The sequence below is a fragment of the Myroides injenensis M09-0166 genome (assembly GCF_000246945.1).
GTDB lineage: Bacteria > Bacteroidota > Bacteroidia > Flavobacteriales > Flavobacteriaceae > Flavobacterium > Flavobacterium injenense.
In genome coordinates this window covers 51,762-77,194 of sequence record NZ_BAEX01000002.1, presented here as the reverse complement: position 1 = coordinate 77,194, position 25,433 = coordinate 51,762, and the positions used below count along the sequence as shown (strand labels likewise).

Here is a 25,433-nt window from a genome sequence, read left to right as displayed (position 1 = left end):
ACATTCTATAAATTATACTTCATTTTTCAGTGTTGGCAGACCTAATCGGTAATGAGTTGCTATCAAACGAATTACAAACACTGCTATAGCAGTACTGACCTGAACAATTACATCGTCTAAACCTAAAAAATCTAAAAAATAATAGATAAACACTCCAAATATACATGCGAGAGCATACCATTCCTGTCTAAAAATAGCTGGAATTTCATTAATAAGTATATCACGTATCATCCCTCCTACCACTCCGGTAATTGTTGCCATAATAATAACTACCCAAAAAGGATAGCCTAAAGCAATTGTTTTCTCTGTTCCTACCACTACAAATAAACCTAGACCAATACTATCAAACCACAAGAAAGTATTATTTAATCTCACTAATTGTTTACTAAACATAATAACAGAGAACAAAGCTAATACTGTACACCAAATATATACACTTGAAAGCATCCAGAAAGGAGTTTCACTTAATAATAAATCTCTTAATGTACCTCCTCCAGTAGCTGTCACAAATCCTACTACAAAAGCCCCAAACCAGTCAACACTTTTTGCGGATGCCATGCGGATACCAGAAATAGCGAAAGCACAAGTTCCTAAAAACTCAATGATATCAACAAAGCTAATTGAAGACCAGAAATCTATAAATGTATCAATCATAATAAGATGATTCTAAAGAGTAGTTCAAATTTAAAGAAAAAAAGATTAGTTAATTACAACAGACTTTTTATTCACAAAAGACAGTAATCCTTCATCTGACATCTCTCTTCCAATACCAGAATACTTATTTCCTCCAAAAGGCACGCTAGGATCAGAAATAACCATATCATTTATAAATATAGCCCCTTCATCAAAATCGTGAATTTTAGATTTTAAGAAATCAACATCTTTTCCAAACATTGCCACGCCAAGACCAAAATGTGAATTATTACTTAATTCAATCGCTTCGTCAAAAGTATTGAATCCAACTACTACTGCTAATGGGCCAAATGTTTCTTGCTGAAACGCAGGCATAGTTTCGGTAACATCTGTTAATAAAGTTGGCTCAAACCATTCACCTTCTCGTTTGCCTCCAAAAACAATCTTAGCTCCCATTGCTACTGAATCATTCATTATCTTCTCTAATTCTATCGCTAAATCTTCTCTAGCCATCAATCCAATCTCAGTAGCATAATCCATAAGATTACCTCTTTGATATTGTTTAGCTCCTTCAGCGAACTTCTTAATAAACTCTTCTTTAATAGAATTGTGTACTAAAAAACGTTTTCCGGCAATACAACTTTGCCCAGTATTCTGGAAACGTGCATTTAAAGCTAAAGGAACAATCTTGTCAAGATCAACATCGTCATTAATAATAAATGCATTACTACCTCCTAACTCTAAAACAACAGGCTTAATCAAAGAACCTGCAATACTTGCCACAGAACTACCAGCAGGTTCACTACCTGTCAGAGATACTCCCTTAATAATTGGATCTGCTACTACCTCGTCAACCTCTTTACCAGGGACAGAAATATTAAAATATACCTTAGGAAATCCATCTACTAAAAAACATTCTTCTAAAGCTTGTGCTGATAATGGAACATTACTTGCATGCTTCAGAACAACAGTATTCCCAGCTAGAATAGTCGGCACTGCAAATCTAAATACTTGCCAAAAAGGATAATTCCAAGGCATTACTCCTAAAATAACACCTAGTGGATCATTAACCGTAAAAACCTCACTCCAATGTGTTTTAATGGTTCTTCCCTTTAAAATACGTTCTCCATTATCAATATAATAATCAATTAATTTAGCTGATTTCTCAATTTCTGCAACAGATTGTTTAATTGGTTTATTCATATCTTTCGTCATCAACTCTCCATAAGCTATCTTGTTTACTAATAACTTATCGCGTAGTCCTTTTAAATAAGCAATACGTGTAGTTAAATCCTCTTTCTTCCACTGTTTAAAAACAGTATTTGCCTCTACTAATATTTGTTTAACTTCTGCTTTCATAAAATATAGTTTTAACTATTTATATAAATTATAATCTTAAAAATCTAACTTCTAAATACTTGTACCTCATCTAATAATAAACTAACTTAGTACAATGTAAATCACAAGTTATGAAAAGAAATACAACTATTCTACTTTTAGGAATAGCATTACTCGCTTTATCAATAATTTTATATTCAATTGATATTTTGAATGCTCAAACCGCTTATTTCATTATCACAATTTCTTTTGTAATGATAATAAGTCCTTTAGTGATATATTTGTTTAACAAACTAGGCTAAATAGCTATATTTGTACAAAACAATTCAAAATGAATAATAATTTAAAGTTACTATTTTTAGGTTTAATAATATTTGCCCTTTCATTAATATTACGTCTACAACATATTATTAATGAAATGATAAGCAATATTATAATAGTGATTTCACTTGTAATCATTATAATACCACTATACAGATTAGTCTTCAAAAAATTATCAAAATAAAAAAGCCAGTATAGTGATATACTGGCTTTTTGTTTACTTTTTATTATTTCTTCGTAAGAACTTTTTCTAAATTCTCTAGCATAACATTTGTCATACTAGCTAGATCATATTTATGTTTCCAGCCCCAATCTTTTTGAGCCGCTGAATCATCAATACTTGCTGGCCAACTATCAGCAATAGCCTGTCTAAAATCAGGATTATACTCGATAGTAAAATCAGGGATATGTTTCTTTATTTCTGCATATATTTCTTCTGGTGTAAATGATATTCCACCTAAATTGTATGAAGAACGGATTTTTACATCTTCTTTATCTGCTTGCATTATACCAACTGTAGCATTTAAAGCATCATCCATATACATCATTGGTAAAGCAGATTTTTCAGATAAGAAACAATTATAATGTTTATCCTCAATAGCTTTATAGAAAATATCTACTGCATAATCTGTTGTTCCACCTCCTGGAGGAGTTGTCCATGAAATTAAACCTGGATAACGTATACTTCTAACATCAACACCAAATTTATTGAAGTAATATTCGCACCAACGTTCACCAGTTTGTTTAGATATACCATAAACTGTACTAGGTTCCATTACTGTATACTGTGGTGTATTTACTCTAGGAGTTGTAGGTCCAAATACAGCTATAGATGATGGCCAAAATATTTTCTTAATCTTACCTTCTTTAGCTAAATTTAAAACATGAAATAATGAATTCATATTCAAATCCCATGCAAAAGCAGGGTTCTTCTCTGCAGTCGCAGACAATAATGCTGCCATCAGATAAACTTCGTCAATATTGTATTTATCAACAACTTTTGATACTGCATCAAAGTCCATTGCATTCAATATTTCAAAAGGTCCAGAAGTCATTAATGCTTCATTACCTTCACGAACATCGGAAGCAATAACATTGTCATTACCGTAAATACCTCTCAATTTCAACGTAAGCTCTGACCCAATTTGTCCGCAAGCCCCTATTATTAGAATTTTGGTTCCCATTAGAATAGTATATTATAATATTTTACAAATATAATCTAATGACTATAACTAATCAATTTATCACTTATTTCTTACATAAACTTTTTCATTTATAGCTTGCTCCTTTTAAGCAGGTCTTTATTAAAAGCAATTATAACAACAATCTAGAATCACGTTTACAGATTATATCACAGAACTTTGTAAATTTGGAACATATTTACAGATACATGAAAACGACCTTCAAATTTATAAGACAATCTTTTATTGTACTTCTCCTATTTGTGTCATGCAAGGATGAAGATAAACTGAGACAAGTAGAAACTGAGAAGTTGACAATGCACAATGACAGTGTGTTCAATTACTTAGAGAACAATTGGTCTTTCAAATTTCCAGGTGTTACTGCTGATTTAAATAGTCTATTAGAAGATTGGAAGCCATGGAATGATTTTAAACAAGAAATGGAACTTAAGCCAATGACTTCTATTTCTGCTTATCAAAAAAAGATAGATTTATTAGATACAAAAATACAATCTATCATTTACACAAAATTTCCACAAGAATTAAATACTCGTGACATAAAAGCAAGAATTACAGTACTACAAAATTCTATAAAGAATCTCCAGATGTTTCTATATCTAGAGCCAATTGATATTCCTAAGATAGAAACACATATAGAAGAAGTAAAGAAAAATTTGACAATTCTTATTGATAAAATGGAAGAGATAGTTGTAAAGAACCACTTACCTACTGAAGTAGGAGAAGAAGAAATGTTACAATTACTTGATACAACAAGAATGGCTAATCCAGAAAATAAATAAGAATAAACTAAGATATGGATATCAAACAACTCTATCGCGAATCAACAAAGACATCACAACTTTTAAAGGATCTTAATGAACGAGGAAGAAAAATCGAGTTAAAAGGTTTAATAGGTTCTTCTGTCTCTTTCCAAATAGAAGCTCTATTTCATTCTACTGAAGTTCCTTTCTTATTAATCTTTAACGATAAAGAAGAGGCAGCTTATTACCTAAATGATCTAGAAACCTTAGTTAATAAGGAAGATGTTTTATTCTATCCAAGTTCATATCGTAGACCTTACCAAATAGAAGAAACCGACAACGCTAATATTTTATTAAGAGCAGAAGTGCTTAATAGAATAAGCTCAAGGAAAAAACCTGCTATAATAGTAACCTATGCAGAAGCTATTTTTGAAAAAGTAGTTACTAAAAAAGTATTAGAAAAAAACACTCTTAAAGTTAATGTAGGCGACCGTCTAAATATTGAGTTTATCAATGAAACGCTTTTTGAATATAACTTCAAACGCGTTGACTTTGTTGCTGAGCCAGGGGAATTTGCTGTTCGCGGGGGGATTGTTGACGTATTCTCTTTTTCAAACGATGAGCCATACCGAATTGAATTCTTTGGGGAGGAAATAGATAGTATACGTACTTTTGATGTGGAAACACAGCTTTCTATAGACAAGAAAAAGAAAATAACTATTATTCCAAATATGGAGAATAAGCATTCTACAGAGTCAAGAGAAAGCTTTTTAGATTATATATCTTCTAACACATTGATATTTGCTCAAAACTCCTCGATTACTATTGATGCACTAGATAGACTGTATGAGAAGGCAATTGCTATATATGACAAATTAAATAAAAATCTAGCGCACAAAGATCCCTCTGAGATGTTTATGAATGGAGCAAACTTCTTAAACAAAATTGAGCTATTCAACTATATTGAATTAGATGATACTAAATTAATTCAGACCACTAGCAATTATGAGTACCACATAAAACCTCAGCCCTCATTTAATAAGCAGTTTGATTTATTAGTCCGAAACCTAAATGAAAATACTGATAATGGTATTCAAAACTTTTTATTCTGTGCTAACGACAACCAAGCTAAGCGATTTAAAGACATCTTTGAGACATTAAAAGACGAGAATCAACACAATGTTGTTGAATCATATAAAACTATCGTAAAACCGATTTATGAAGGTTTTATCGATGAAGAATTACAAATAGCTTGTTACACTGACCATCAAATATTTGAACGTTATCACAAGTTCAATATTAAAAACGGCTACAACAAGAAACAAACTATAACACTAAAAGAACTTAATTCACTTTCAGTGGGTGACTATGTAACACATATTGATCATGGTATTGGTAAATTTGGTGGATTACAAAAAATACAAGTAGAAGGCAAAACACAAGAAGCTATAAAACTTGTATATGCTGACAACGATATCGTCTACGTAAGTATTCACTCTTTACATAAAATTGCAAAATTCAACGGTAAAGATGGAGCACCTCCCAAAATTCACAAACTTGGCTCAAATGCTTGGAAAAACTTAAAGAATAAAACGAAAGCAAGAGTAAAAAACATTGCCTTCAACTTAATTCAATTATATGCTAAGCGAAAATTAAAAAAAGGGTTTCAATGTGTACCTGATAGTTACCTTCAACATGAATTAGAAAGTTCTTTTATCTATGAAGATACACCAGATCAATTCAAGGCTACCCAAGAAGTAAAACAGGATATGGAAAGTGAGCGTCCTATGGACAGGTTGGTCTGTGGTGATGTAGGTTTTGGTAAAACGGAAGTAGCCATTAGAGCGGCTTTTAAAATGGTAGACAATGGTAAACAAGTTGCTATTCTAGTTCCAACAACAATATTAGCTTTTCAACATTACAAAACATTTACAGAACGTCTGAAAGATATGCCTGTAAGTGTAAATTATTTGAATCGCTTTCGCACTACAAAACAGAAAAATGAAATTCTAAAAGACTTAGAAGAAGGAAAAATAGACATCATAATAGGTACGCATCAACTAGTAAATAAAAGTGTAGTATTTAAAGATTTAGGCTTACTAATTATTGATGAAGAACAAAAGTTTGGTGTCGCAGTAAAAGATAAGCTAAAAACAATTTCAGAGAATGTTGATACGTTAACGCTAACTGCTACCCCAATACCTAGAACATTGCAGTTCTCTTTAATGGCTGCTAGAGATTTATCAGTGATTACGACTCCTCCTCCAAATAGGTATCCAATTGAGACAAGCGTTATAAGCTTTAATGAAGAAATTATCAGAGATGCTATATCATATGAAATAGAACGTGGTGGACAAATCTACTTTATACATAATCGAATTGAGAATATTCGAGAAGTAGCAGGAATGATTCAACGTTTAGTGCCAGATGCAAAAGTTGGTATTGGACATGGACAAATGGAAGGTAAAAAACTTGAAGAACTAATGCTTTCTTTTATGAATGGCGCTTTTGATGTATTAGTTGCTACTACAATTGTGGAAAGTGGTCTGGATGTACCAAATGCAAATACGATTATTATTAACAATGCTAATAATTTTGGATTATCAGACTTACATCAAATGAGAGGTCGTGTTGGAAGAAGTAACAAAAAAGCCTTCTGTTATTTTATCTGTCCTCCTTATTCAGCAATGACAGAAGACGCTCGTAAAAGAATTCAAGCTTTAGAACAATTTAGTGATCTTGGTAGTGGATTTAATATTGCGATGAAAGACCTTGAGATTAGAGGTGCAGGAGATATCTTAGGAGGAGAACAAAGTGGTTTCATCAACGAAATAGGATTCGAAACTTATCAAAAGATTATGCAAGAAGCTATTGAAGAACTTAAACAGAATGAATTTAAAGATTTATATGCGGAAGAAAATTCTGATGAAAACAAAGTCTTCGTAAAAGATACACAAGTCGATACTGATTTTGAAATTTTATTCCCAGATGAGTACATCAACAATATTACTGAACGCCTTAATCTCTATAATGAATTAAGTAATATTCCTTCTGAAGAAGTTTTAAAAGAATACGAGCAACGACTAATAGACCGTTTTGGTCCTCTACCTAGACAGGCAATTGCTCTTTTAGATAGCATCCGTATCAAATGGCATGCATCTAACATGGGAATAGAAAAAGTAGTTCTAAAACAAGGAAAGATGATATGTTACTTCTTAGGAGATCAGGGCTCAGAGTTCTATCAATCTCCTAAATTTAGAAAGTCAATGACCTTTGTTCAGCAACATGCTAATATTTGTAAACTCAAAGAAAAACAAACTAAACAAGGGTTGCGCTTATTATTAACATTTGAACATGTAAAATCAATAAAACAAGCTCTTGAGTATATTGAATTATTAGATAAATAAAAATGGAAAAGGCTATCGAAATCGATAGCCTTTTCTATTTTCTGACATGACAATATTCTAATATCCGAATAAGTCTTCTAAAGTCAGCTCTTTAATTTCTCCAAGTTTTTTAACAGCTTCCCAATCTAGATTATCTTTCTTACCTAGTAGTCCAAAGTTATATTTTTTACCTTTTACATGTTTATCAAAGAAATTCACTAAATCACTCATATTCATATTTTCTACTTGAGTATAGATATCTTTATTGATGTCGTAATCAATTCCTTTTTCTTGTAAACTTAACCAATAAGAGAATATCTGCGCTTTAGTATATCGCTGTGTTGCGATACTTTTAAGTACAGATCTCTTAGCATTTTGAAATTGGCTTTCTGCTTGTGGCATATCATTCATTAATTCCATCATAGCATCTACCGCTTGAGGTAACTTGTTTGCTTGAGTCCCTACGTAAGCCATTACATAATTATATTTATCAGCTTTACTCGCATTTAAATAATAAGCATATGCAGAATAAGCTAAAGATTTAGATTCACGTATTTCTTGGAATACAACTGATGCCATTCCACCTCCAAAATAATTATTAAATACTCTAGAAGTAGCTAATAAATCTTTATTAAACTTATCTTCTCTTCCTTTGTAAGAAATTTCAGCTTGAACCATATCGTATGGAGCAAAATATAAAGTTCCGTCTGTTGCAGGCTCAGGATAAACTCTTGCTGCTGGAACTTTTTTACCTTTACCTAAGTTGTGATCTTTTTCTATTGCTTTTTTAGCAGTAGCTAAATCATTTCCGTAATAGAATACATCTTGATCATAGTCAAAAAAGGTATGAACTAGTCCTACTAACTCTTCTGGTTTAATAGATTTTAATTCTTTTTCACTCAGAATATCTTTAAATCTACTTAATTCACCACCTGAAGTCACATAACTATCTAAAGCTCTTTGAATTCCACCTTTACTAGATTTAGCATCAAAGCGTGCTTTAAGAATTTGATCAATCATATTGTTATAAGCCTCAGTATCCGCTTTAGCGTTAGTAACTAAATGCTCTAACAATTTTAACCCTGCTGGGATATTTTCTTTTAATCCACTGATTGATATGTAAGTTTTGTCATTACTTGTGCTTAAACTATACTCAACTCCCAATTTGTAAAACTCTTTCTTAATATCAGCTGCAGAATATTTATTTGTTCCTAAATAATCTAAGTAACTAATTGCTAACGAAAGTTTTTTATCATTATCAGAACCAATTGGAGTAATAAAGTTTACTGTTGCTAAATCGTTTGTTTTATTCTCGATAGAGTACAATATACTTTTACCTTTTCCTATTTTTTCTTTTTTAATTGCTTTATTAAAGTCAACAAATACAGGTTGAATCTCTTTTACTTCTATTCCTTTAAATTTAGCATAGAATTCAGATTCACTATCTCTATTTAAATCAATAGGTGTAATACCAGGGTTCTCCACTCTTACAAGATCCTTATTCTCACCTTGACGTTTGTAAACAATTGCATAGTTATCTTTATAATTTTTATTTACAAAGTCTACTAACTCTTGTTTAGTGATTTTAGACATTTCATCTAAGTCAGATACTGTTTCTTCCCATGTTCTTCCTTGAATAAAAGCTTGATACATCTCACTTGCAATAGCATCATTATTTTCTAAAGCTTGCATAGAACTTTTACGGAAGTCATTAACAACAGCTTCTAATAACCATTCGTCAAATTCTCCTTTTTTAATTTTTTCAAGTTCTCCTAATAAGATATCTCTAGACTCTTCTAAAGTTTGTCCTTCATTCGGCATAGCCATAAACTCATGTACAGAATAATCTTTCATTACTTGAGAAGAACTTCTAGCATATAACAATCTTTGTTTCTGATTAATATCTAAGTCAATCAAACCAGCTTGCCCATTGCTAAGAATCATATCTACTAAAGTTAGATATAGAGCATCTTTAGTTTTTGCACCTCCTAGACGGAAACCTATCTCTACTCTTTCACTTTGTGGACTAAATATTTCTTTTTCTTGAATTTTAGTCAATGGTTGTTCCTTAGCTACATACTCAAATGGTTGAGGAGCTTTCTTCATTGAACCAAAATAAGCATTCACTAATTTAATAGTAGGTTCAAATTCTAAATCCCCCACTAGTACCACAGCCATATTATTTGGAACATAATATTGGTTGAAGTAATTATGAATTGCCTCCATTGATGGATTTTTCAAATGCTCAGAAGTACCAATAGTAGTTTGCGTTCCATAATGAGAAGCAGGGAAAAGCATTGCCATCATTGCCTCATTAGTTGCCCAATAGTCATTATCTTGACCTCTATTAAACTCTTCATAAACAGCCTCTAGCTCAGTATGGAATAATCTTAATACAAGTTCAGAGAAACGCTCACTTTCTACAATTAAAAATTTCTCAATTTCATTTGAAGGAATTTGATTGTGATAAACTGTTTCATCAAACCAAGTATGAGCATTTGTTCCTGAAGCACCTATTGATGCAACTGCTTTATCATACTCATTTGCTACTGCATATTTAGATGCTTCTTTTGATATAGCATCTATTTTTTTGTAAAGTTCTTTTTTCTTTTCTGGGTCAGTTTCTGCTTTATGCTGCTCATATAAATCAGAAATTTGTTTTAAATAAGCTTTTTCAGTTTCCCAATTAACGGTTCCTAATTTAGAAGTCCCTTTAAAAACCATGTGCTCTAAGTAGTGCGCCAAACCTGTATTATCTTCAGGATCGTTATTAGAACCTGTACGTACTGGAATATAAGTTTGAATACGAGGCTCATCATGATTTTGAGCTAAGTAAACTTTTAATCCATTATTCAATGTATAAATTCTTGCTTTGGCAGGATCATTTTCTACATATTCATATGTAAATCCATTGCTATCTTTCTTGGTAACTGTCTTATACTGAGCAAATGTAGGTAAGCTCATTGAAAATAGAAGACCAAAAAGTAAATACCTTTTTTTCATAAGTCTCAATGTTATAGTGAGTAATTTTCAAAGCTAAAAATAATTTTTACAATCTATTATTAAAAATGAATCTAAATTCAATAAAAAAGCGAACTTTCAAATTGAAAGTTCGCTTTTAAATAAAATATGCTATTATTCTCTACTATTCTTTAATATCAATAGCCTCAATGATAGGTGTACCAATATTACCATTAGGTGCCTCAATTCTCAAAATACTAGCAATTGTAGGTGCTATATCCGTCATATGAGTTTCGCGTAAAGTATTTCCTTGTTTTACACCCCACCCCATAAATATTGCAGGAATATGCGCGTCATAAGACCCCCATGTTCCATGAGTAGTTCCTTTTCCATCTTTACGTCCACTATACCATTGTGGCTCTAAAATATACTGAATTACCCCACTTCTTTTAATATTATAACCATTGACAATACGCTCACGTATTTTTAGAGGAATGCTAGATAGCGCAGCTTTATCCATATCAGTAACAAAAGCAATACCTTCTATCTTTTTCATTTCTTTCACTATCAATTCTCTAATATCTTCTTCGTCTAGATCCTTCTCTGCTATTAAAGTATTATTTAAGTGTACTTGATAATTTGTCAAGCTTTTTATAATGTCTTTCTCTTTGAACTTTTTCTCTAGCTTATTGTTCAATTCTTCTTTAGCACTTAGCGTACTAAAGTAACCTGAATTACCTTTTTGATCAGCAAAATATTTAGGATTATGTGCTGCTCCGTGATCTGCAGTTAAAAAGAAAGTATAATTTCCTTTTCCAACCTTTTCATCTAAGTAAGCTAAAAATGCTCCTAAATCACGGTCTAATCTTAAATAAGTATCTTCAATTTCTACTGAGTTAATTGCAAATTGATGACCTACATAATCTGTAGAAGATAAACTAACAGCTAAAAAGTCAGTAACTCCTGCAGGATTTTTACCTAATTGCTCACTCTCAATAGCTTCTTTAGCAAAATCTAACGTTAAACTATTTCCAAAAGGAGTAGCTTTAATTAAATCATAGCCATTCTCTTTTTTCAATTTTACTAAATCTCTTGGGAATACTGGTTTGTCTTCACCTTTATATGTTTCTTCGTAGTCATTATCATCAGCAGTACTTAATACATAAGTATCAATTGGAAATAATGTTTTCCATCCTTGTTTGAAATAATCATCAGCTACTTTTTTCTTATTAAATGATTTTACCCATTTAGGTAAGTCATTCATATAAAAAGTACTTGTAATCCAATTTCCAGTTTCACCATCAAACCAATATGCAGCGTTAGCAAAATGCCCAGCAGGTAAAATTCCACCTCTATCTTTAATAGCAATACCAATTACTTTTGATTGAAAATTTGTAGCTAAGCGCAACTGATCTGTTACAGTAGATACCAATAAATTCTTTGGTGATTGCTTTCCAATTTTTCCAGCACCGCCACCTACTCCTACAACATCATCATCCTGTGTACAATACATGCTTTCACCTGTTGCTTGAATGATAAAATCATTTCCAGCAATCCCATGAACAGCAGGAACACTTCCTGTATATATAGTACTATGTCCAATTGCAGTATAAGTTGGAATATAGTCAATTAACGTATTATCACTAGAAAAACCTTCATTCAATAATCTTTTAAATCCAGTATCTGAATAACGATCGTAGTAGCGATATAAATAGTCCCATCTCATTTGGTCAACGACTACTCCTACAACTAATTTTGGCTTTGGCAAGCTCTCAGTTGCAAAAATTGAAATAGAAAATAAGCAGCAAGCTGCTAATAACATGTTTGTTTTAAATTTCATTGTAAGTTGTTTAGTTGATTGATTAGTAATAAATCTTTCGTGAATTATTTACAAATCTATTAAACTATGATTGTCTACAAAAAAATTTACCCGCTAAATCCAAACATTAACACTAATATAATTTTCAAAAAACCTTTAATTAACCCAAAATAATCAATGAGGTCCTCTTGACTTTTGTAAAATAAAGAAGAGGTATAGAAATTTCAGAAAACTAAAAAGCCGAGATGGCTTCGATCCTTATTAATCTTAAGCAGCAAAAACAATTCCCACCAATTTTATCTATCTTTGAGAATAGACTATAACACACAATTATGAATATGAAGGATATAAAAGTAGTTGCATTCGATGCAGATGATACGCTGTGGGTAAATGAACCTTTTTTTAATGAAGCAGAACAACAGTTTTGTATTTTACTTGAAGATTACCTAACTCATCAAAGTATATCTCAAATACTATTTAAAACACAAATTGACAATCTCCCCCTTTATGGCTATGGTATTAAAGGTTTTACTCTATCAATGATAGAAGCAGCTCATACAATATCAAGAGGCACTGCAAGCATAAAAATAATTGACAAAATCACTAAGATTGGAAAAGAACTTCTCACAAAACCAGTAGAATTAATTGATGATGTAGAAGAAATTTTAAAAGAATTACAGAATAAATATAAGTTAGTTGTCGCTACTAAAGGTGATTTAAAAGACCAACACAGAAAGCTTACCAAATCTGGACTAGGTCCTTACTTCCATCATATTGAAGTAATGACTGACAAAGAAGAGATAGATTATCAGAAACTTTTAAAGCGATTAGATGTTAATCCTGAAGAATTTATCATGATTGGTAACTCTTTGCGTTCGGATGTTCTACCTGTGCTAGAATTAGGAGGACATGCTGTACATGTACCATTTCACACAACTTGGTTACACGAGCATATAGAACATCCAATCATTCACGACAACTTTAAATCAGTTAAGAAACTATCAGAAGTAAAAGATTTATTACTCTAAATCTTCCTATCTTATAAAATATAAACGGGTGATTAAGTTAACTTAATCACCCGTTTATATTTAGTAGATTTTCTTTTTCTAGCAATGCTTATCTATTAAAATCGATAGCCCAAAAATACGTTGAAACTCTCGTTATAGATTTTGAAATCATTGGCTCCAGTATTTTCTTCTACTCCAAAGGTATTAGAGTTGTCAAAAATAGATGCAAACCCTCTTGAATATTGAGCTCCTACAATTAATCCAAACTTGAATTGATATTCTAATCCAGCTACAATACCATAATCCATCTTCTGCAAATATTTGCTATCTTCTTGATCATCCTCTGTAGTACCAAATATTCCGTGATCTTTATATTTTTTCCCCTCTTCATCAATCGATGTTATTGAAGAATACAAAAGCATATTTACATAAGGTCCTGCATAAATCTGAAAGCCTTCGATTTTAAATACAGCACTAATTGGATGAAGCTTTAAACTATGCATCTCTAATTTAGCATCAAATATTTTGTCATCTAGTTCTCTTTTAAATCCAGCACCATAATTCTGATAAAAAAGTTCGTGTTTTAACCCAAAATACTGTCCTAAACTATTATCTACGCTAACACCTGCAAAGAAATTATTGCGTTTATCGATTTTTCCATCTATTGCTAAGTAATCTACATCACTCCCTTTTAAAGTAGATTGTAACCATCCTGCTTTAACTGCAAAAGTAGTTCTACCTTTACTATCATCATTTATTTCTTGAGCACTAACAGTAAATCCTATTAGTAATGCCAAACTCAATATAATTTTTTTCATAGTCTTACTCTCTTAAAAATCAATATCCCAAATTCCAACTGCTTTCTCTAACTCAACCAAAGCTTCTGCATATCCAAATAATGTCTCTGCATAAGACTGTTGTGTTTCATTGTAAGTTCGTTGAGCCTCTAACACCTCTAATAAACTGCTAGCTCCTCTTTGATAGCTATACTTCATCCCTTCAAAAACCTCTTTTGCTTCAGCTAACATTCCCTTCTCAAAACGTTGTATTTGTTTTTGCTTGGTAAGATAATTTCTGAAAGCTTGTGTAATCTCCTTTTCAAGTTCTAGCTCAACCATTGTGTATTCAAGATCAGCCTGTTTCTCTTCATATAAGGCTGTCTTTAACCCTGCCTCTTTTCTATTAGAAAACTTAAGGGGAACTGATATTCCAGCTTTGACCACTGTATTACCTGGTGTAGGGGCTACCGCATTTTTAACGAAAGAGTTATTCTCAACCCCAACATTCAACCCCAAATCAATTACTCTTTCTGCTTTTGCTAAAGCAACCTGACGAGCAGCGACAACTTTATTTTGTTTTGCTACTAGATAATCTACTCTATTATTCTGCGCAGTCACTATTAAATCATCTAAATTAAATAGACGATCAAACTTACCAAAGTTGCCTTCTGGAATATAAATAGAATCGTGTCGCTGTACACTTATAATATTTCTTATTTCGATTAGACTATTTTCCCACGTATCATCTGCATCCTGTAATTCATTCCACATTGATTTAGCTTCTAATCTACTTTGTATAGCATCTACTCTACTTATTTGACCTAGATTATGTCGTATACTATCTGATTTTGCAACTTGCAACATCGACTCATAAGAGTCTTTCTGTATATCATAAAGCATCTTATTTTGCATTGCTTCTAAGAAAGCTATTGTGGATTCTGCTCTTAATGTTTGGAAGAACTCTTGCAATTCAAGTTCTGCTAATAACTTCTGATCAAGTGCTAAGTTTTTTCTAGCTTTTCGTTTTCCTCCTAACTCTAAATCCCAAGACAATTCCGCCTCAAAGCCATATCCCATTTGCATTCTATTTTGCTGATTGTCAAACCAACCAAAACTCAACTCTGGATCAGGAAATACCTTTGCAGCTTGAACCTCTGCTTCTGCAATATCAATATTGAATTTTTCTGCAGCATAACTAAGATTGTTTGTTGCCATTTTAGCAATAAACTCCTGATAAGTTAATGGGCTCTTTCTTGGAGAAAGCTCTGTATGCAGTTCTTGCGCATACAATGAGCTTCCCAAAAAAGTCATCACCAAACCTACACTTATATATTTTTTAAATACATTCATTTTGATGCTAATTTTCTTCTAATTCGTTCTTAACAAAATCACTATCCTTTCCCCATTTGCGCTCAACCATATAATAAAGTGCTGGCAATACAAATAAGGTTAATATTGTTGCAAATAGTAATCCATATACTATTACTGTAGCTAAAGGTCGTTGAACATCTGATCCAATTCCTGTCGCCATTGAAGCTGGGAACAATCCTAACACAGCCACAGTCGCTGTCATTAATACAGGTCTAAAGCGCTGTTCAGCACCATTCATAACTGCTTCTTTAAGTGCATATCCCTTTCTGCGCAAGTCATTGATATGAGATATCATGATCACACCATTCTGAATAGCTACACCAAATAGTGCAATAAATCCAACTGCAGAAGAAACATTTAAAGACATTCCTCTAATATTAAGTGCTAACATTCCTCCAAATAATGCTAATGGAACGACAATCATTAATAAACCTGCTTGTCTGAATTGACCGAATGCTCCATATAGCAATACAAACATTAAACATAGAGTCAATGGTATTATAAGAGCCAATCTACTATAAGCACGATTCTGATTTTCAAACTGTCCACCCCATTCGATATGGAATTTCTCATGGTCATATTGCACATTACTTTCAATCTTTTGTTGTGCCTCTTTCAGCAAGGAAGCTAAATCTCTATTACGAACATTTAGTTTAACCGTTAAATGACGTCTATTCATTTCACGAGTTATTGTACTTTCACCTGTACTCGTTTTTACATCTGCTACTTGTGACAGTGGTATTTTCGCACCTGTACTAGAAGTCAACATTAAACCTGCTATTTTCTCTGGAGTATTTCTACTCTCTTCCGTATAGCGAGCACTAATATCATATACTTTATTACCTATGAAAATCTGAGAAATTGCCTTCCCCCCTATTGCTACTTCAATTAATTCCGCAACATCAGAAACATTTAATCCATACTGCGCAATCTTATCTCTATTAGCATGTATTTGTAACTGTGGTAAAGGTGGTTCTTGATCAATGGCTAAATCCACTGCTCCATCTACTGTCTTAAGAGTTGATAAAACCTCGTTAGCAATACGTCTTGTCTCGTGAAAATCTTCACCATATACTTTTACCACAAGCTCACTATGTGCTCCAGAAATCTTATCCATCACACCATCAATCATCGGCTGAGCAAATCCTACTGTAAATCCAGGTAATGTTTCGTACTCAGCTGCTAATTCTTCAATTAAATCATTTTTAGTTTTCCCACTAGGCCATTCTTTATAAGGCTTAATACCTACTGAACATTCAAAATGCGATGGCGTAAAAGGGTCTGTCCCATCATCATTACGACCTGCTTGTACCATAACATAGGTTACCTCATCATATTTCATCGTGCGAGCTCGTAATGTATCACTTAGTTCTTTAGACTTCTCTAATGAAATTCCAGGAGGTAAAGTAACTTGTAACCAAATTGATCCTTCGTCTAATGGAGGTAAAAAGTCTTTACCCACTTTTGCAGTTAATCCTACTGTAATAACCAAAATAATAATGATAGGCAAAAACACTTGCTTTGGCTTACTGATAATTTTGATAATTCGATTGTGATATAAAGCAGTAAGTTTTTCTAACCATTTATTGTGATAAATCTTTCTTGGTTTGCGATAAACAGCATAGGCCAGTCCAGGTATTAATATCAATGCGACTAATAATGCACCTATTAAAGCATACCCTACAGTAAATGCCATCGGTGTAAATAATTTTTTCTCTACACGTTCAAAAGCAAAAAGAGGTAAATAAGCAGTAATAATAATTACTGTTGCAAAAAACACAGGTTTTGCTACTTCTTTTACGCGTTGCGCTATTGATTTCTCTTTTAATTCTTCCTCAGGATTATCTTCTCGCTTCTTGAGTATAGACTCCATCATTACGATTGCACCATCTACAATAATCCCAAAATCAATCGCTCCTAATGAAAGAAGGTTCGCTGGAATATTAGTAAAATGCATCATAATAAATGCAAAAAGCAACGATACAGGAATAGTAATAGCTACTAATAATGCACCTCTCCAACTTCCTAAGAACACAATTAATACGATAACTACTAAACTGATTCCCTCTATTAACGTAGTCGAAACAGTATGTAAGGTAGTATCTACTAAATCGGTACGATCTAAGAAAGTATGAATAGTTACCCCTTCTGGTAAAAGTCCATTATTCAATTCATCGACATATTGATGGATTTTTTCAAGTACAACAGATGGATTCTCTCCCTTTAATAACAGAACAATACCTTCAATACTATCAGAATAATCACGTTCTCTATCACTATATCCTAAAACTCCCTTACGTTCTACATTTCCATATTTCAGACGTCCTAAATCATTTAAGAATACTGGAATACCATTTTCTGCCTTTACTACAATTTTTCCTAAGTCTTCTAAATCTTTTACTAAACCTATTCCTCGAACCACATAACCTAAATCTCCTCTAGTCAATACGCTTCCTCCAGAGTTAACGTTATTTTCTTCAATAGTTTCAGTTATATCGCTCAGCGATAAATCGTATTGTTCTAACTTACGAGGATCTAACTCGATTTGAAACTGAGTAGTAATTCCTCCAAAATTAGTTACCTCTGCTACTCCAGAAACTTGATTTAGCTTAGGAATAATGACAAAGTTTTGTAAATCTGTCAATTCGCGTAAACTGTATCCATCACCCTCTATAATATAGCGATATACCTCCCCAATAGGCGATGTCAATGGATCTAATTCTGGAACTGCATCGTATGGAAGTTCGACACCATTTAATCGCTCTTGAATTCGCTGTCTTGCAAAATAATCATCTACACCATCCTCAAAAACGATTGTAATCATTGATAATCCAAACGTACTATTACTACGCATTACGTGCATTCCCGGCATCCCATTTAATGCACGCTCAATAGGAATAGTAATCTGAAGTTCTATTTCTTCAGCTGCTAAACCAGGTACTTGAGTTACTACCTGAGAAGTTGTATCTGCAATATCTGGGTAAGCTTCAATAGATAGTTGCTTCCATGAATAATATCCAAAAATACATAGCAATGCAAATAAAGCAGCAACTAGCCATCTTTTGTGAATAGCTATATCTATTATACTTTTTTTCATCTTGTTTTGTTTTTTTGATTATTACAGTTTAGGCAAATAGATTCCACCTTCATATACAACTTTATCGCCTTTGTTTAGCCCAGAAAGTACAACCGTTTTATCACCTGAAACTCCCCCTACTTCAATATTCTTCTGCTGATAAGAGTTAGGGCTTACCTCAACATAGACAAATGAACTATCCTCTCCTTGTAATACAGCACGCGAAGGAACTAATATTACTTTTTCGGGTTGGTCGATGAAGCGAACATTCACGTACATCCCAGGTTTTAATACTCTCGTATCATTATCTGCTTCAATCAAAACATCGATACTTCTTGTTTCTTCATCTACAATTTCATTTATATGATAGATAGTACCTACAATAGGTTGATCTGGATAGGCAGATAATTCTACTTGTACTTTGTTAAGTTTTGCCAAGTGTTGAATATCTTTCTCTTTTACTTTTCCTACAATCCAAATTTTATTCAAGGCAGCAATCTTCACTACAGGTTCTGCATCATCATTAATGTATTGACCTAATACTATATTATTTTCAAGTATCTCGCCATCTATAGGTGAGCGTACTATTAATGGTTGACCAAGAACTAAAGTATTTGGATTGACATTATATATCTTAATAGCCGCTGTAGCATTCTCAAAAGCAGCTTTTGCAATTGAGTTTTCAGTTTCAGCCTCTTCATATTCTTGTCTTACTCCTACACCATTTTCTAATAAATCAGCTTGTCTTTTTAAGTTTAGAGAGGCTTGTTTATATTCTTGTTTAGAGTCAAAATAATCTTTCTGAGCGTCAAAATAATCTGGTGATGATACTTCAAATAATGGTGTATCCACTTTTACCTTTTGACCTAACTTTATAAAAGATTTGATTATTCGTCCAGAAAATGGAGATGCTATCTCAGCATAATGGTTGGGAATTGCTTTTACTACTCCCGCAGTTACCAAGTCAAATGTAAAATCTTCTTCTTCTACAGATGTTACTTTTATTCTACTTTTAATATTAGAATTTTCGGTAAGAGTTATCACTTGATTTTCTACTTGATATTGAGCTGCTTCACCACTTTGTTCCTTTTTATCAGAACAAAAACTCAATAAGACGCTCAAGCTTAAAATACCGATAATATGTATTTTTCTAGCCATTATGTATGATTTTTAAATTATAAAATTTCTTATTTTTTCAAAAAAGATGTCGAAAACTTCAATTCTTATAAAGTTATGAAACATCTAATGAATATTAACAAAATATGCATCCAATTTTACCCGTATGGACTTAAATCACAACGAAATCTATATCTTTTCATCTAATTTTATTTATCCTATTCTTAATACATCAATAACTATGCTATTCTAAATCTTAAAAAAATAAGAAGCTATGCTAAAGTAAATTAGCAATCCAGATATATCTACAATAGTTGCAATAGCAGGGCTAGCGACAACAGCAGGATCTCCTCCAAAACGCTTAACAATAAGAGGTAATGTAGCTCCTATAATTGTAGATGAGATAACTTGTAATGAAAGTGAGACCGCAACGACAAAACCTATTTTCTCAATAGAGAAAGGAAGTATTTCAATATTGCTCCAACTCAAAAACATTACTAAGACAAATGCTAATACCCCAAGGCAAAAAGCTAACATCAATGATATCCTTGTCTCTTTCCACAGCACCTTAAACCACGACTTTACCGTAACCTGTCCCAATGCTAATGCTCTAATAATAACGGTAGCAGATTGACTACCTGCATTTCCCCCAGTCCCTGCTACCATAGGCATATAGAGCACTAGAATAATCACTTGCAATAAAGCAGCTTCATATTTATGAATAATTAATCCAGCAAATATTCCTATTAATGCTAAACTTACAAGCCAAACAACTCTCCTTTTGAAATGGCTAAATACAGAAGCTCTATTATAATCAGTATCCTCATTACTGCTCATTATCCCCATGAAACGCTCCATATCCTCAGTATGTTCAGCTTGAATCACATCCATCGCCTCATCATGTGTTACTATACCTATTAATTGTTTTTTATTGTTTAGAATAGGAAGTGCAACAAGTTCATACTTATCAATTTTAGCTGCTATTAATTCGCTTGCTTCCTCTACAAAACCGAATACAAATTCAGAATGCAATAGTGCACTTACTAGATCATCGGGTTCTGCGATAATCAAATCTTTTAAGGTGATAAAGCCTAAAAGTGTTTTAGATTCATCTACCACATATACATAATAGATAGTCTTCTTAGAAGGGGCATCAAATCTTACTTTTTGTATAGCTTCAAAGCAAGTCATCTCTTTAGAAACTGTAGCAAAATCAGTAATCATAATACCTCCTGCTGTATCAGACGGATAAGTACTCAATGCCAATACATCTTCTCTAATCTTTTTGGACAAAAAAGGCAATAAATCTATTTGCTCCTGTTGTGTTAATATCTGGAATAAATCTGCTCTGGCATCCGATGGCATTTCCTCAAAAATTCTAGAAAACCTCTTTTTACTAATCTGTTGAAAAAAAGTAAGTTGCTTTATTAATGCAAACTCCGCAAAAATATCCCCTTGCTCTTCTAGTGAAAACTCATTTAAGATAATCAGCAAATCCTTATTATCCATTAGTGATAAGGTTTCGCTGATATCAATAATGGGCATTTTCTTTAACATAGGAATCATTGTCATCATCTGCTCTAGACCTTGAAAGTCTTTTGCAATTTTTTGTAACTGCATATTTCCTCTTATCATTCTTTTCATACCTTCTCAATGTTAACGATTAATAAGTTGTTAATTCCCACGACACTTCAGAAACACCAAATTCTAAAGAAACCTTTTGTGCAATTTGTTCTAATACCTCATCTTTTCTACCTATGCAATACACCTCAAACTTTAAATATGAAAAAGCTGGATTGCCATTATCAGAGCTTTTTAATGAACGCATTTGTAAATCTTTTTGTCCTTTTAAATGCTTTAACACCATAATGCGGATATCGTTTTCTACTGCTTCTTTACACCCCACTACTATTTCGTAATGTACTTCCGCAGAATCGTGCTCAGACTCAAAGGATAATTTATTCATTAAAGTTCCTATTGGACGAAGCACCAAATGTGCCATTACGATTAATATTGCCATTACGATAGCCTCTTTCCATAGTCCTACACCGCACATCGTACCTACAGAAGCAGAACACCAAATCGTAGCAGCAGTATTTAGACCTCTGATACTAAATCCATCTTTCATGATGACACCAGCGCCTAAAAAACCAATACCACTCACTACATACGATGCCACCCTGCCAGTAGCATCTCCTCCAATTTGATAAGCCATTAAAACAAATCCTGCTGCTCCGATGCTTACCAAGGTGTTAGTTCTTAAACCTGCACTTTTTTGTCTTACTTGTCTTTCTGCACCAATCATGGCACCAAGAAAAAAAGCAAGCACTAGTCTTAAAATAAATACTGTAATTGTCATAACTCATTCTTTTTTTACCTCCTACTACATTGCACATAAGTTATACCAACAATTTCAGTAGGATCATTAATTGTACTTTCTCTTAAAGGATTCAATGTCCATATCATCTATTTTTTGTTGGGGCAAAAGTAGAGTAAGCCCGCTTTACGGGCTATTAGAAAGCTTATAGAAAAAAATTAGAATGTTATTAGAATACTGGTATTTCTTATTCAAGAACTACCACAAAGTCAAAAGTTATATGTACAACGACTTAAAAGAAATGAGTATAATAAAAGATATATAAAGTAACAATAACTAACTAAAGACTAAGCATGTCTATAAATAGAAACTTACTTTCGAGAAAAATTAGTTCTCAAGTTTACAATAAAAGTGCAAAGAAAGAAGAAAAATAAAAATAGTAATGAATGATCAACCAATGCATTACTAATAAATAAATGATCGAATTAGCATCGCTATTTTAAAAAAAATCTCTAAAACGAGTTGTATAAAATCACTTAAATAATTGTGCTCCCTTTTTGATTACGAAAAAGAAAATATACAAGAATCAAATCTAAAAATACTGAGATTAAAAAATAAACGTAGAAAGTGATATCTTTTAAATAAAACTGATAATCAAGTATACTCACTTCTTCTTCTACAAAATAAAAATTATAGAAACTATAAAGAATGACTAAAGTTAATAGTACTACAACACTCTTTTTCATATTAAAAAACATTTTATATTTATCAAATATATTCTAAAAAAACAAAAGTATTATTATAGTAATCAAATAAGTAAGGAATATATTTTAATCTAATATAACATTTTATTCCTATTAATATGAATTAAAAAAATAGACTTAGCTTATTCATAAATAAATTACTTTAAAAGCAAAAAAGTAAAATTGAACTGCTCATTTGGCTAATGATGCCGCTATGATACCGCTATGATGCCGCTATGATGCCGCAATGATCCCGCTAAAATCCCATCATTTAGCGGCATCATTGCGCTATCATTGTACCTTCATCGTGGTATCAATTACAACAGATTTAAGTTGGTTCAATATTAATCAACAAACATTGCCTTAATTGCGAAATAACATTGCTCCACTTGTAAGAATATAAAAAGGGTAGATAACTGATTATCTACCCTTTTTATATAAACGCCTGATTGCGTTATTTTTCCCTTTAAAAATTAACTCCTGAACTCAATAGTAAAGGTTGTTCCTTTTCCTACTACTGATTCTACATGTAGTTTCCCTCTATGTAAAACAACAATCTTATTTGTCAAAGCTAGTCCTATACCATTACCTTCCTTATATGTTTGGTTAGAGCCTCTATAAAAAGGTTTAAAAATATTTTCAATATCTTCTGTAGAGATACCTATTCCATTGTCTGAAAACTTAATTTCAAGATGTTGTTGATTGACTGCCAGAACTATTTTACATTGTTGATCTTTTGAAAACTTACAGGCATTTTCTAATAGGTTAGTAAATGCTACTTCTATTAAATAAGGATTTGCAAGTAGATTGAGATATTCCTCACTACTTACCGAATCATCTATAATAAAGTTAAATTTATAATTAGGCTTTGACTTTTGTAATTTGTGACAAGCATCTAGAAGCACCTCATCTATTCTAACTTGCTTGAAGACAATTTCAGATGGATCATAACTCGCTTTTGCAAAATCTAATAAACTATTAGATAAACGAACTATTTTTTTTGAATCGCCTAAAGCATTAGTAATAGTCTGTATATAATACTCCTTATTTTGCTCTTTGGCTAATGCTAACTCGAGTTCTGCAATAATAGCTGCTAATGGAGTTCTAAGCTCATGAGAAATATTAGAAACAAACTGCTTTTGAGCATCAAAAGAACTTTCTAGTCTGTTCAACATTTCATTAAAAGTATCTGCTAAAGCTCCTAACTCATCCTTATTCTGTTCTGTACTAATACGCAAATCAAGATTAGTAGCAGTAATATTATTGACCTCCTTATTCATTCGTTTTATAGGTAATAATATTTTATCGGCGAAAAATCCCCCCACATAATAGATAATAACAAGAGAAATAATTGACAAAAATATTATGGTATAAAACATATTCTTCAGTTTGGTATAACCATATTCATCAAAAGCAGTTGCAGTAATAACATATGGCTTATTGTTAAAGGTGTATTTCATACCTATTACTTGCCAGTCATCTTGCTTGTAATGAACCGCACCGTTATCAATAATGCGGGTAATCATCTCCTTGGTTTCTTTGACACGATCTATTTCTTCTGCATCGTGGTAAAGCAATTTAAAGTCATAATCATATACAGCAACCTCTACTTCATTAATTATTTCGCTATTGTTCTTGTATATTTTGTGCAGCGTTTCTGGTTTTACTTTAGCTTCTAAGAACAGTTTTGCTTTTGTAATTGCTTCTTTTTCTAATTCTTCATAAAACTCTTCTTCCCTATTTGTGGATGAAGACCAATAAAGAACACCTGCAAATACAAGTAAAATTGTTGCAACTAAAAGGGTAAACCAAAATCGTAATCTCGCTTTAATCTTCATTTTTCTTCAACATAAATCCCATACCAGATTTGGTATGTATAAGTTTATTTGATGGATCAGTGTCTATCTTTTTGCGCAAATAGTTGATATAGACATCTATAAAATTAGTCCCCGTATCGAAATGCGTATTCCATACTTTTTCAGATATCTCTGTTCGAGAGAGTACTCTCTCTGGATTTTCCATCATGTATTGAATAAGATTGAACTCTTTTGGTGTAAGGTGAATTTCAACGCCAGAACGCATAAATTTTTTCTCATTGAGGTCAAGTTCTAAATCAGCATACTTTAATAAATGACTATTGGGATTGCTACTATTTTCAAATCGCTTTAATAAAGCACGAATCCTAACATAGAGTTCGCGCAACTCAAAAGGTTTTACTAAGTAATCATCCGCTCCAGCATCAAAGCCTTCTACCTTATCATCTGTTGTCCCCAAGGCAGTCAACATAATAATAGGAACTTGAGGTATTTCCTTTTTCAACTCTTTACATAAATCAATACCATTAATCTTGGGCAGAATTACATCCGTAATAATTAGATTATAACTCTTCTGCAAGGCAAGTTTTTTTCCTAAATACCCATCGTATGCAATATCTACTTTATACTGTTGTTCTTCTAAACTTCTTTGTAACAATTCTGCCACTCGGATATCATCTTCAATAACTAAGATAGAAATCATTTTTTACTCTATTTTATAGATATTGGGCAAGTTAAGATTTTTTTATAAATGACAATTGAGTAAGCAAGCTCAGAAACTAGAAAAAACAATTCTATTTCTTCTTTCTA

The 25,433-nt window shown here is 32.3% G+C and carries 16 protein-coding genes; 3 read left to right on the top strand and 13 right to left on the bottom strand.

Annotation, left to right across the window (positions count from 1 at the left end; all coding sequences use genetic code 11):
• Positions 1-12 precede the first annotated feature (12 nt).
• From RH98_RS00805 to RH98_RS00795, 3 genes are all read right to left on the bottom strand, one after another.
• Positions 13-654, bottom strand: coding sequence for a trimeric intracellular cation channel family protein (locus RH98_RS00805; RefSeq protein WP_010249438.1), 642 nt, complete (start codon positions 652-654; stop codon positions 13-15).
• Positions 655-699: 45 nt separating this feature from the next.
• Entirely contained in the window at positions 700-1,992 is a 1,293-nt protein-coding gene (locus RH98_RS00800; protein ID WP_010249436.1) for an aldehyde dehydrogenase family protein, read from the bottom strand.
• Positions 1,993-2,519: 527 nt separating this feature from the next.
• Positions 2,520-3,476 carry an NAD-dependent epimerase/dehydratase family protein gene (locus RH98_RS00795; protein ID WP_010249434.1) on the bottom strand — a complete coding sequence of 319 codons (957 nt, stop codon included), beginning with the start codon at positions 3,474-3,476 and terminating at the stop codon, positions 2,520-2,522.
• A 206-nt stretch (positions 3,477-3,682) separates the two neighbouring features.
• On the opposite strand from RH98_RS00795, the gene RH98_RS00790 reads away from it, so the two are divergent.
• Positions 3,683-4,273 (top strand): hypothetical protein, encoded by a 591-nt coding sequence (locus RH98_RS00790; protein WP_010249433.1) that lies wholly within the window; start codon positions 3,683-3,685, stop codon positions 4,271-4,273.
• 14 nt (positions 4,274-4,287) lie between these two features.
• Positions 4,288-7,641, top strand: coding sequence for a transcription-repair coupling factor (gene mfd, locus RH98_RS00785; protein ID WP_010249431.1), 3,354 nt, complete (start codon positions 4,288-4,290; stop codon positions 7,639-7,641).
• 57 nt (positions 7,642-7,698) lie between these two features.
• On the opposite strand, the gene RH98_RS00780 is transcribed toward mfd, so the two are convergent.
• A complete protein-coding gene (locus tag RH98_RS00780; RefSeq protein ID WP_010249430.1) occupies positions 7,699-10,623 on the bottom strand; it encodes a M16 family metallopeptidase in 2,925 nt (974 codons plus the stop codon).
• 142 nt (positions 10,624-10,765) lie between these two features.
• Positions 10,766-12,421 (bottom strand): alkaline phosphatase PafA, encoded by a 1,656-nt coding sequence (gene pafA / locus RH98_RS00775; protein WP_010249429.1) that lies wholly within the window; start codon positions 12,419-12,421, stop codon positions 10,766-10,768.
• A gap of 317 nt (positions 12,422-12,738) precedes the next feature.
• Here pafA and RH98_RS00770 point away from each other — a divergent pair, with 317 nt between their 5' ends.
• Positions 12,739-13,428: an HAD family hydrolase gene (locus tag RH98_RS00770; protein ID WP_010249428.1), complete on the top strand. Its 690-nt coding sequence runs from the start codon at positions 12,739-12,741 to the stop codon at positions 13,426-13,428.
• Between the two features lie 95 nt (positions 13,429-13,523).
• Here RH98_RS00770 and RH98_RS00765 read toward each other — a convergent pair whose 3' ends face one another.
• The 8 genes from RH98_RS00765 to RH98_RS00725 all read right to left on the bottom strand — a co-directional run bounded on the left by RH98_RS00765 (position 13,524) and on the right by RH98_RS00725 (position 25,326).
• Positions 13,524-14,225 carry an outer membrane beta-barrel protein gene (locus RH98_RS00765; protein WP_010249427.1) on the bottom strand — a complete coding sequence of 234 codons (702 nt, stop codon included), beginning with the start codon at positions 14,223-14,225 and terminating at the stop codon, positions 13,524-13,526.
• 12 nt (positions 14,226-14,237) lie between these two features.
• Entirely contained in the window at positions 14,238-15,536 is a 1,299-nt protein-coding gene (locus RH98_RS00760; RefSeq protein WP_010249426.1) for a TolC family protein, read from the bottom strand.
• Between the two features lie 7 nt (positions 15,537-15,543).
• The gene (locus tag RH98_RS00755) at positions 15,544-18,654 is read right to left on the bottom strand and encodes an efflux RND transporter permease subunit (RefSeq protein ID WP_010249425.1); all 3,111 of its coding nucleotides are present in this window, start codon (positions 18,652-18,654) and stop codon (positions 15,544-15,546) included.
• A 21-nt stretch (positions 18,655-18,675) separates the two neighbouring features.
• Positions 18,676-19,791, bottom strand: coding sequence for an efflux RND transporter periplasmic adaptor subunit (locus tag RH98_RS00750; protein ID WP_010249423.1), 1,116 nt, complete (start codon positions 19,789-19,791; stop codon positions 18,676-18,678).
• Between the two features lie 207 nt (positions 19,792-19,998).
• Positions 19,999-21,393 carry a magnesium transporter gene (gene mgtE / locus RH98_RS00745; RefSeq protein ID WP_026038654.1) on the bottom strand — a complete coding sequence of 465 codons (1,395 nt, stop codon included), beginning with the start codon at positions 21,391-21,393 and terminating at the stop codon, positions 19,999-20,001.
• A gap of 19 nt (positions 21,394-21,412) precedes the next feature.
• Entirely contained in the window at positions 21,413-22,108 is a 696-nt protein-coding gene (locus tag RH98_RS00740; protein WP_010249419.1) for an MgtC/SapB family protein, read from the bottom strand.
• Positions 22,109-23,282: 1,174 nt separating this feature from the next.
• Positions 23,283-24,647: a sensor histidine kinase gene (locus RH98_RS00730; RefSeq protein ID WP_010249415.1), complete on the bottom strand. Its 1,365-nt coding sequence runs from the start codon at positions 24,645-24,647 to the stop codon at positions 23,283-23,285.
• Entirely contained in the window at positions 24,637-25,326 is a 690-nt protein-coding gene (locus RH98_RS00725) for a response regulator transcription factor (protein WP_010249414.1), read from the bottom strand. Before RH98_RS00725 ends, RH98_RS00730 begins: the two co-directional genes overlap by 11 nt.
• Positions 25,327-25,433 lie beyond the last annotated feature (107 nt).